Genomic DNA, 9975 nt, shown 5'->3' on the forward strand with positions numbered 1-9975 from the left:
CCACAGTGCGATATCGACAGTTTACTGCCCTGGCATGTTAGCCTCTAGGTGTAGTTAGCCGTACGCTTACTTATCTTAGAGATATTTATACCAGTAAAAAACAAAAACCCCAGCATGATGCTAGGGTTTTCTTAGATGCTATATCACCATTTAGAACGGTAAAGTACCAATAATATTGTAAAGGTTTGTGTGTGAGTAAAGCATTGTCAATGCTGCTATTTAAAAGGTTCTTTAAATCTAGTTGACAGTATAAATGAGAACAAATCAACATTATTGGTCATTAAAAAAGTTATGTGTAAAGCATTACGAAGTTTCAACAGCAGTGCTTTACACATACGGCTTGCTAAGCCCTGAATCCGCTAGTACTAGTTTTATATTTTTTCTTTCTATTGTCAAATGCTGGCATTGTTCCCTCTAAAACATCAACAACCTTTTGGTTAATTAGAGGGCTTTCAATTGAGCCTGATGTATAAGTAATCTTACTATTGTTTTTTCTATCAAACTCGCAATGTATAATTTGCTCAGCATCACACACTACAGCCAAGTTTGGGTTGTGTGTGACCATCAATATTTGTCGATAAAGGTAATATTTAACAAAGTCACAGTTTTTAATATACTTTAAATACACCAAAAAATTCTTCGCCCTGAGTGATCAAGGTTTATCTCTTTAGAATTAAATATCTGATTTTCTCTCGTAAAGTTGAGAAAGTTCGGAAACGATATCTCTTAGTTCATCAATACGACTAGAGTTAGCTTTTAGTGGTCTTTGGTCATTATCTAGAGTCACATATTTACGTAATTTTTTTAACTTTTCTGAGGGATAAGCAATGCCTCCCGAATCTGATATTTCTTTAGATTTTGTTGTTAACTCTTTTATCTTTCTTTGAAAACCTAGAACTTTAACTTGATCATTCTCATCTTCAGCACTTGTCCAATAATCAATCGCGGCTGATTCAATATCAAATAGCAGATCTTTAAACTCTTTTACATATGTATTGTGGCGATCTATAACTCGTTGAGAGCGAGTATTACTTTTATTACGCTTATACAAGAACAGCGCGATACACCAACCCAAACATAACATTCCCCATGTTATATACTGTGCAGTTGATAAAGGTTGTTCCTCAACGTTATCATCATTAGCAGTAGGTTGAACCGCAATCGCTTTTAGTTCTTGTTTCTTTTGAGCAGTTAGAGCATTTTGATCAGGTGAGGACTCTAAAGCTTTTTGCTGAGCCTCTGGCACATGGTATTTATTATTATTTTCCATATTAATCCTTTAGTCACGACTCTCCGTTTTTCTCTGATATTGCATCATCAATATATTCATTAATTTCATCTATAAGATCAGGTTCTTCTTCTGAAATTAATTTGATAGCTTTGACTGTTTTTTCAGAAATATTTTCTCTAATTAAACCGCCAAAAGATTCCTCCAAAAATGAGGAGCCATATCCAATCGTTCCATCAAGGTTAATGGTTAACTCAGGATCATGCTTTAATTCTCTAATAATCCACTCTCTGAATTCTTCACCCGAACCAGTTCCTAGCTTTTTGTATCTTGGGCCGGGACATGGGAATCTGTCTTTTACATTTATAATTTTCATACTGTTGTAACCTCTTCAAGAGGTATGCTCCACTCAATAATTGTGCCATTTATAGATGTATTATAGTCATTTATGGTGCTCTCAACTGCTGTGTTCTGGCCCATATATTTAAATCGTCCCCTATTTGAAAATATCGATAGATAACCTTCACCAGTAGATCTAATGACTGACATAACATCTTTCAAGCCTTTTCCTCTGTGCTTTTTCTTGGTGGAGGAGTTCTGCAATGCTGTTGCAGCCTTGATATAGGCAGAGTCTTTTATGTGATTAAAGTCTACATTAAGCATTTTTAATACTTTTCGCAAACTAGAAGGAGATTGGGTATGTGGCAGTGTCGCGGGTATTCCTACTCCTTTATCACATAAAACAACGACTAGTTTACCTTCTCTTACACCAGCAAAAGTCCACCATTTGTTACATGGGCCAGCTACGGGGTAAGCATGTTCTACCGAGTTTGCCATAGCCTCAATAAATCCCCGATATAGTTTTTTCGAATTACTTGTTTTAATCTCTTTAGAAATAGCGTCAAGCATTGGTCTAGCTTTACTAGGTTCAGCGCATTCCCCTGACGTATGATGCCAGAAATTAACATCATCAAAAGATTCTACAGAACCCACGCTTTTTTTAAGAAGACTATAAAAGCCAACCTGATTTAATATACTTTTAACCTTTTTTGACTTCGGATGAGAGAAACTAATAGGAGAGCTACCTTTAACAGCGCTTGATACAATCAGAACTTCCACTTGAGCTAACAATGATAACATCGCTGCTGCTGATATTTTTTCGGTATTATCAAAGTTCAGAAACACTCTTCTCTTAGCCCTTAGAATGCAGTCGGCAATATTATTTAAAAACAGATTGGTTATTCTGTAGTTTTTCGCACTGTAATAATCAATATTTTCAGGGGCGTATAAATTAACCTTTTTGTTTGTATTAATAATCGATTTAGCAATACTGCTTTTGCGCTTTAACCGTCTTTTAAATTCAACAGACAGAGCTTTCATCTCTTGAATTTCCCAATTTTCATAACGGGCATTGAACTTTTCCCGCTTTAATCGGCTCACTAAGTTTCTACGGGTTCTTTTTAAGTAAATACTTCTCGGTACTTCATTTCCAACGCGCATTTATTTCCCTAATTTCACTCATAAAAAATACTTCTGAAATCCAATAAAAGTCTCTCTTATAGCCGCAAGTGAGTCTATTACCTCTACAGCATCACCAATGGTGCTGTACCTAATCGCTCTTATTGATAATCAGTAGGTGTTGCATGGGCATTAATTACATAATCAGAAAGACCATAACACCCAACTAGAGCTTCGCAATATGCTTCCACAAATATATCAATGCTCTGTCCCGGAATATCCACTTCTTTACGATGGTGACCACTTGCAGTTCCGGAAAGTTTAACGAAGAATTTCTTGCTTTTTTGATCATATCCAAAATCATTTATTTCTAATTCATCGACCTCTTCAAAGATTGTATCTGTTTCAGCCATCCCACCTGTTACACCATCTTCATGCAATAATTCATGACTGTTGATGTTTATCTCTTCACCTATCCTATGGGCAAGCGTTTCATCCAAAATAAGCTCATAAGGTAACTTGTCAAATATCAATTCCAAATGGCCTAGCAGCCATTCACTATCTACGTCTTCTAGTTCTTCTTCATCTATTATTTCTTGTAATACTACTGATAATGCATCAGACGATATTAATACATATTTGAGTTGTTCCAAGCGGTCATTCTGAAATTTCTTATCTTTTAAAAGGTATTCAAAGCTCTCGTAACCAAACAGTGAAGCAATGCACTTCCCTAGTCCTTCCAAAGACATAACTTCACCATCCTGCTTTATGCTTTCGGACAGTAGAGCCAAGAATAAATAAGCTGAGGGTAATTGATGGGAAGCTAACATTGCGTTCTGTTTTGCCGCACTAATAGCATACTCTCTCTTTTCAGATTCTTTTTGAGCCTGACGCTTTTCAAGCTCAATGTTTGCAGCAGTTTCTTTTACTTTTGCTTCCTGCTGCCTACTCTTAGCGGCCTCTGCCTCAGCAAGTTTGATTTCTGCTTCACTTTTTTCGATCGCTAAATCGTTTTTTACTTCCTCGGCTAAAAATTCGTTCTCAGGGTTTGCTCTCAAACGAGCTTTATTAAGCTCTCTTTGTTTATTCACTTTATTAATATCGGCTTCGATAGCATATTCGTGTCGCTTCGTATTTATACCATTTAATTTTTCATCTACGAAATGAGCAACCTTTGGTGACAAAAATATATAAGTAAAAGTTAGTAATAGAGGTAGTAAAAGAATATCAAAATTGGTCCACAGTATTGACGGTGAATTAAATACAGCCATTTCTTTAGAGAATAAGTAGACTCGTTCTTCCAGTTTTCCGCTACCCCAAAACAGGATAGATATCCGATCCCAATTGCAAAGACACCAAGATACGATAAATGCTCCAACAATAGGATCATTTATTTTTGTCTGAGCATTCCCCCTTATCGAAACCCATAAATCATCTAAGACTTTCATTATCTTCCTTTTTAATTATCTACATTTACTTTACGAATCATACTTTAAAAAGTTTATTCGACTGTGATAACGAGACGACTTGGAATTCAGGCTTGTCTAGCTCTTTAGGGAGCTTATCTCTCAATATTGGTACTACAAATTGACAATTAGCATTTATAACTTGATTAGCCAGTCCCTTTATTTGATTATCATCTACAACCTCCATTTGATCATGCAATATAAAATGGAGAGTAGGTTGTTCAATTTCATCAGCAAATTTAACATACGCTATATCAAATGCTGCAATCTCACCTTTCTTTTTCCCAGTGCCGGTTTGACCATTTAACGAATCTATGTAAAGTTTATAAAACTTTTGCTCGGTGTTGGACTTCTGCTCAAATAGGGCACTCATTGCGAATTTTTCACCGTAAAGCTCATTCGATATTTCTGAAAAATATTTGTTAAAAATAGCGACTCGTTCTTGAATTAAATCATCTAATTCAAAAATCGATTTATCTATTAATGACAATTTAAGATCAATTCTTTCAATCGAGCTTTTTGCAGCTATCAACTTGGAACGCTTCTCTTCAAGTCTTCCTTTTTGCTCATACTTTTCATTCAGCTTAGCAATTATTTCTTGAAGTTCCTCTAAGATTTCCGCCTTGTTTAGCTTTTCCACCAATGACTTTTCTTTACTGAGATTTAATTGGATCTCTGATGTTGTTTGTGAAAGCTGTAAATTAAGATTTGGCAATTCATCCGTTATAAACTGAATTTTTTCTTGTACCATCGCATTGTGGAATTTAACAGTGTCAACATAGCTTTTTTGTAAAGTAGGCAGCAAATTTTTGGCTTGTTCATACAACTCAAACAAATCATCAAACTGCTCATTGGCTAAACTAGCCTTTAATTCGTCCTTACTCTCAATAACAAGTTCTTTTCTTAACTCAATTTGACTCTGAGACGAATAAAGCGAATTTAACTTGCTTCTTACTTTATTCAGCTCCTCCAGATCAGATTCATAATCATGATTGATATTGAAATCACCTTTTTGTTTTTCTAATCCTTCAATATCTCGCTCAATAATTTTCAAAAACTGCGTTAATTTAGATTCATTAGTTTCTTCTGATAGTCTCGAATATAAACTAACTTCAAGTTTTCTTTCATCTAATAATGCACGCTTTTTTTCTGCATCAGGGTACTCAATTCCTAACCAAAATAAATAAAGGGCTTCATATTCCTCTAGCCTTCCAAAGCTGCCCAATACGCGAACTGTATTTTCTAAGCGTTCAGCTTCATCCCTTATAAATTTCGCTTTCAACTGTTTAAATGTTGGTTTTTCCCCTTGAAAGCCAAAAACCAATTTTTTTAATTCGTCATCTAAATCTTTTGACTTTACAGCTTCTTCATTTATTTCGAGTATTTTTTCCGCTCTAGATAAAAAGTTTCTACGTATTTCTAATTGTCTCGAAAAAGGATCATCTAAGTCATCTACAAGCTTTAGAGTAACTATTACCTTATTGCTTATTAAAAAATTTTTTACTTCGGCATTGTTGTTATTTTTAAACTCTTTACTTTGATATATACCTTTATCACTTCCACCTAAGCAATAATTAATAAGGCGAAGAACTGTCGTTTTACCAATATTGTTTCCAGTATCCTTGACATTCCCAGTTGATGATTTTGTATCATCAACAATAAAGTTCATTCCTTTATGGAAAGTAATTTCTCGAATAATTTGGTCTTCACTTTCTATTATTAAAGACTTTAAGAACATTTATGGATAACTCCTTGCTCTGACCTAATTAAGTCCAATATAAATAACCAATCAAGAACCAAAATAAAAAGCTTTATAGAGATTTTTTCCTGCTCTTTTATCTCTTTATACATATCAATAAAGTCCATTGTTCCCCCTCCATTTTTTAGCGCCTTAAGAACTTGTGCGCCCAAATAGTAAACTTGGCTATGAGGGTGATTATCCTTGCTTATTATCAACTTGAGGTTCCTCCAAAATCTTACACCTCATAAATCCATCTACCACTATAATCGAAATAGCAAACTCTATTTCTTCATAACTAGCGTCAATAGGGTTATTTGAGCTATCTTCTACAATCTCATGTAACCTTCTTCTAACAGCGTCAATTAACTTGTCAGCGTTCCGTTTTACCGCATCTAAAGATTGATCGTGTCCCAAAAGTCTGCCTTTCGCTTCTAGGTAAAAGTGTTTTACAGCTCGAAGAATGGATTTCTTCTTTGTACTTCCTGCTCTTTCTATTTCGGAATATAGTGAGTTTATTTTGCCTTGATAAATCTTATAATTCTCCATAAGAGGTCTGTTCGAAACCACACAATTATATTTCAGCTTACTTTCTATGGAAAAAGCATTGTCTACGGGTTCATCTTTAACTTCATCAATATCACTTGAAGAAATCTTATTAATTACATCAGTAAGTAGCGAGGGACGTTTGGATAGTGGCTTTTCGTTTGAGACCCTCGCAGCCATATCATCTTCATGGCTTTTCTTCATGTCCTTTAGAACATCAACAGTGTATACGGCTTCATCATCAGTCTCCCCGTGATGGGGTGGACACAATAGTATTAAATTTTCATAATCCGCTCTTTCGAAATCCGTCATATCTGGATTCCAACGCTCTCCACCTTCATTTGCGGCTTCAATGTGGCATATATTTGAATGTTTCGCGGAGTGTTCATCACTCATTTCCGCTTCACACCCCGGAAATGAGCATTTATTTCTTGCTAAACCAAATAAACGTTTTAGTGTTTTGTCCGTGTAAGTTCTAGGCCCAGCCATTTAAATTTTCCATAATTATTGTTAATAACTTAACTTATTGATAATGCTTTGTTTAGTGTAGGTCGGCTCACATCAAAGTGCTTCGCAACTTCAGCTTTGGTCATCTCAGGGTCAAGCAACATGGCGTGTGCTTTTTTAATATCATCAGGTGTTAGCTTTTGTTTTCTGCCACCTTTCCGACCTCTTGCTCTTGCCGCTACTAAACCAGCTTTTGTTCTCTCTGAAATTAATCGTCTTTCAAATTGAGCAATGGAGCCAATCATGTGAAACGCTAATTCGCCAACAGCGGTTGTGGTATCAATGTTTTCATTGAGACTAATAAACTGTACTTGCTCAGACTTGAAACCATCAAGTAGTTCGATTAAGTCTTTCAGGCTTCGCCCTAGTCTATCAAGGCGTTGCACTATAACAACATCATCAGCTCTTAGCGTATCAATCATACGTTCAAGTTCTGGGCGTTGTTTTGATTTTCCACTGCATTTTTCTTGAAAAATTCGCTCACAACCAGCCGCCTTCAAAGCATCTAACTGAGCGCTTTCAGATTGTTCGTCAGTGCTTACTCGTGCATAGCCGATTTTCATCGAAATCCTAAAATAAAGGTAGGTTTACTTTACGTAGATTACTTTACGGGTTGTTTTACATTAACACAAGCTAATTGTTGTATTAGATTTGTATTTTTAAGAGTCTAAATTAAACGGTCGTATTATTTACGTTAATGTTTAACGTTAAGGGTCATGAACTAATTGAGTGACGTAGTAGAGCTGAGTTGTGATATTTCTCTTGGTGAATAGCCTTCTATTAGTTTTTCGAACTCTTTTATTGATACTTTAATTCGTTGTCCGCTGCCTGAAAGTTCGTAGGTATTATTTGACTTAGTGACGACTTGCATTAATGTAGGGGCAATTGATTTAATTAATGAAGTGCAGACATAATGACCAGTTTCATATCTGCCGAGCTGATCTTCTTGCACGATACCCCATAAAAATAGAGGCTTTGAACGCACACCAATATCAGCATCGGCAACTTCTACTATCGCCCAATCTGTCAACTTTGTAACTAACTTCATTTTGCAGACGTTTTTAGAGATTCAATTGTTATATCTTTGTCTTTAAGTAATTTTTCAAGCGCCTCAAGCTTAACAACGGCTTCAGTCAGCTCCTTCTGAATATTTGTTAAGTTATCAAATGCCTTATTTTTATCATCATTTGCAATTTCTACTTTCGTGATGAGCTTAACTTCAGACTTTTCTAATTCTGAAACTCTAGCTTTTTCAGATTCGAGAGAATTACGGCAGACTTCCAAATTCTTTTGGATTTTCAAATTATTGCCTTCAAGTTTTTCAATCTTGGTGAGTAGTTGTTGCTCTGTACTTGAGAGAGCAATGTTTTTTTCTTCTAATAACTGCAATGCCTCTAGTTGTTGTTGGTTTAGTGTATCGGCTTCTTCGACCATTCGGTTCGCCAGATCTTGCTCATCAACTAACTGCTTGTTGGTCGTCATTAATGTTTCGTATGCTGCTTTTGCTTTTCTTTCTGCGATACGGATAGCCAACTGATCACTTTCTAGTGCAAAGTTGTTTATTTGGGTCGAAATATCAGCGAGAAAGGAATCTACTTTTTGTTCTAGTTCAGTAGATAGCACGTGTTCTTCATTAGCAGGCTGAATATCATCTGGCGCTATACCTGCTTGTTTTTCATGTTCAAGCCATAATTCATTGAGATAGTTAGGTCCACCTGACCCAATGACATCGCGCAAAGTCCAGCCAGTTATTTTTCGCTTTTGTTGTTTTAATATCTCTGCTGCTTTTATTACTTGCGCTAGTGTAACCTCTGCTTTTCGACCTGACTTTTTTTGTGTTACTACCGAACTATCTTTATTCATACATTTCTCTTTAATTTCAACCAATCAACCAATCAACCAATCAACCAATTCCAGTACATTCTTTACTCTATTATAATGTTGAATTTGAAATTTAAAATTAGAAAAATACAATAAAATCAATAATATAGTACACATCATGCACTATGGATAAAAAATCTTATAGTTATACTGCGGAAGTTTTTATGAAAATATTTTAAATGAAAAACATTGAGTTAAGTTGCTAACTGACTTCATTAGCAAAAATGATAATTAAGCTATTGTTTTTTGACTTCAGAATCTATCCGCTTAACCTGAAACTCGCTTAAGTCACGCTGCCAACCAATGAATATTGAAATAGCTTTGAAGCTCTTAGCCAGCTTTTTGCTCATTAGCTCTTTGGCATAGGCTTTAATAAGTCTGTTGAAATTGCGCTTGGCTTTATGGTGATTGAAGCTGATTAGATTCATTTTCGTTACCTACCAATCAACCAATCAACAGAAATATTATGAGATATCTAATTGCTTCATTTCATCTGCTGATAAGATAGTTAAATTATACTGATAACCGTCATCTAGGTTTACTTCTTCCCATAGTGCAAAATTCGCTCGTTTCATTTCTTCAGTATGTGCCAGATAATAAGCCGGGCAAAGAGACCAATCATCTTGCTTGTTAATAGAGATTATTATTTTATTACTAAGATGAGCTACCATATTTACTCGTTCTTTTACTTGCCCATTTGCATTGGACCCAGTTGCTAGACAGATGACGCATTCATCACCCATATTTTCGATCTGCATTAATAATATTTTTAGCCGACTGGGTATTGTCCAATCAAGATTAATGATCCCACCCCGAACTTGGTCTAGTTCGTCTAATGAAATGATTTTTTCTATCGGACGCTGAAGTTATCTCGAACAAATTCGGGACAGGCATGCAACGAGTTTTCAAAGACAATGAAAACTTTCATGAAGGGTGGGATCTTATTTATTATTTTATTTATTAAAAGCTGTTCCCGTGATCCTGAAGTAATTCCCATGATCGTATAACACGTTACGTTAGAGGGCATTTTTAGATTGTGATCAGGTTGAGGAAATGATTTTAACTCCTTATTCAATTCTTCGTAAGCGTACGGCTAACTACACCTAGAGGCTAACATGCCAGGGCAGTAAACTGTCGATATCGCACTGTGG

At 35.6% G+C, this 9975-nt stretch carries 12 protein-coding genes; all 12 read right to left on the reverse strand.

Going from position 1 to position 9975, the window contains the following annotated elements; genetic code table 11:
- Window positions 1-673: 673 nt before the first annotated feature.
- Window positions 674-1270, reverse strand: a complete 597-nt coding sequence (locus CKO50_RS23480; RefSeq protein ID WP_095730111.1) for a hypothetical protein — start codon at window positions 1268-1270, stop codon at window positions 674-676.
- A gap of 13 nt (window positions 1271-1283) precedes the next feature.
- Window positions 1284-1604 (reverse strand): STAS-like domain-containing protein, encoded by a 321-nt coding sequence (locus CKO50_RS23485; RefSeq protein ID WP_095730112.1) that lies wholly within the window; start codon window positions 1602-1604, stop codon window positions 1284-1286.
- Window positions 1601-2728: an ATP-binding protein gene (locus CKO50_RS23490; RefSeq protein WP_095730113.1), complete on the reverse strand. Its 1128-nt coding sequence runs from the start codon at window positions 2726-2728 to the stop codon at window positions 1601-1603. The genes CKO50_RS23485 and CKO50_RS23490 overlap by 4 nt, the downstream gene beginning before the upstream one ends.
- A 119-nt stretch (window positions 2729-2847) precedes the next feature.
- A complete protein-coding gene (locus tag CKO50_RS23495) occupies window positions 2848-4134 on the reverse strand; it encodes a hypothetical protein (RefSeq protein WP_095730114.1) in 1287 nt (428 codons plus the stop codon).
- Between the two features lie 37 nt (window positions 4135-4171).
- Window positions 4172-5890, reverse strand: coding sequence for a DUF2326 domain-containing protein (locus CKO50_RS23500; RefSeq protein WP_095730115.1), 1719 nt, complete (start codon window positions 5888-5890; stop codon window positions 4172-4174).
- On the reverse strand, window positions 5881-6108 hold the full coding sequence (locus CKO50_RS23505; RefSeq protein WP_095730116.1) for an ABC-three component system middle component 6: 228 nt from the start codon (window positions 6106-6108) through the stop codon (window positions 5881-5883). Before CKO50_RS23505 ends, CKO50_RS23500 begins: the two co-directional genes overlap by 10 nt.
- Window positions 6089-6925: an ABC-three component system protein gene (locus CKO50_RS23510; protein WP_095730117.1), complete on the reverse strand. Its 837-nt coding sequence runs from the start codon at window positions 6923-6925 to the stop codon at window positions 6089-6091. Before CKO50_RS23510 ends, CKO50_RS23505 begins: the two co-directional genes overlap by 20 nt.
- 29 nt (window positions 6926-6954) lie before the next feature.
- Window positions 6955-7506, reverse strand: coding sequence for a recombinase family protein (locus tag CKO50_RS23515; protein ID WP_095730118.1), 552 nt, complete (start codon window positions 7504-7506; stop codon window positions 6955-6957).
- Window positions 7507-7664: 158 nt separating this feature from the next.
- Window positions 7665-7991, reverse strand: coding sequence for a hypothetical protein (locus CKO50_RS23520; RefSeq protein WP_095730119.1), 327 nt, complete (start codon window positions 7989-7991; stop codon window positions 7665-7667).
- Window positions 7988-8806 (reverse strand): DNA-binding protein, encoded by an 819-nt coding sequence (locus tag CKO50_RS23525; RefSeq protein ID WP_095730120.1) that lies wholly within the window; start codon window positions 8804-8806, stop codon window positions 7988-7990. The genes CKO50_RS23520 and CKO50_RS23525 overlap by 4 nt, the downstream gene beginning before the upstream one ends.
- Before the next feature lie 254 nt (window positions 8807-9060).
- Complete coding sequence (locus tag CKO50_RS23530) at window positions 9061-9252, reverse strand: hypothetical protein (protein ID WP_095730121.1); 192 nt, start codon at window positions 9250-9252, stop codon at window positions 9061-9063.
- Window positions 9253-9288: 36 nt separating this feature from the next.
- Entirely contained in the window at window positions 9289-9582 is a 294-nt protein-coding gene (locus CKO50_RS25010; RefSeq protein ID WP_255231265.1) for a hypothetical protein, read from the reverse strand.
- Window positions 9583-9975 lie beyond the last annotated feature (393 nt).

Origin of the sequence: Pseudoalteromonas sp. HM-SA03 (genome assembly GCF_002289345.1) — a bacterium.
GTDB lineage: Bacteria > Pseudomonadota > Gammaproteobacteria > Enterobacterales > Alteromonadaceae > Pseudoalteromonas.

Bases quoted from the DNA above. Each gene is read 5' to 3' on its own strand.
- CKO50_RS23480 (WP_095730111.1), bottom strand. From the start codon at position 1,270: ATGGAAAATAATAATAAATACCATGTGCCAGAGGCTCAGCAAAAAGCT.
- CKO50_RS23485 (WP_095730112.1), bottom strand. From the start codon at position 1,604: ATGAAAATTATAAATGTAAAAGACAGATTCCCATGTCCCGGCCCAAGA.
- CKO50_RS23490 (WP_095730113.1), bottom strand. From the start codon at position 2,728: ATGCGCGTTGGAAATGAAGTACCGAGAAGTATTTACTTAAAAAGAACC.
- CKO50_RS23495 (WP_095730114.1), bottom strand. From the start codon at position 4,134: ATGAAAGTCTTAGATGATTTATGGGTTTCGATAAGGGGGAATGCTCAG.
- CKO50_RS23500 (WP_095730115.1), bottom strand. From the start codon at position 5,890: ATGTTCTTAAAGTCTTTAATAATAGAAAGTGAAGACCAAATTATTCGA.
- CKO50_RS23510 (WP_095730117.1), bottom strand. From the start codon at position 6,925: ATGGCTGGGCCTAGAACTTACACGGACAAAACACTAAAACGTTTATTT.
- CKO50_RS23515 (WP_095730118.1), bottom strand. From the start codon at position 7,506: ATGAAAATCGGCTATGCACGAGTAAGCACTGACGAACAATCTGAAAGC.
- CKO50_RS23520 (WP_095730119.1), bottom strand. From the start codon at position 7,991: ATGAAGTTAGTTACAAAGTTGACAGATTGGGCGATAGTAGAAGTTGCC.
- CKO50_RS23525 (WP_095730120.1), bottom strand. From the start codon at position 8,806: ATGAATAAAGATAGTTCGGTAGTAACACAAAAAAAGTCAGGTCGAAAA.
- CKO50_RS23530 (WP_095730121.1), bottom strand. From the start codon at position 9,252: ATGAATCTAATCAGCTTCAATCACCATAAAGCCAAGCGCAATTTCAAC.
- CKO50_RS25010 (WP_255231265.1), bottom strand. From the start codon at position 9,582: ATGCAGATCGAAAATATGGGTGATGAATGCGTCATCTGTCTAGCAACT.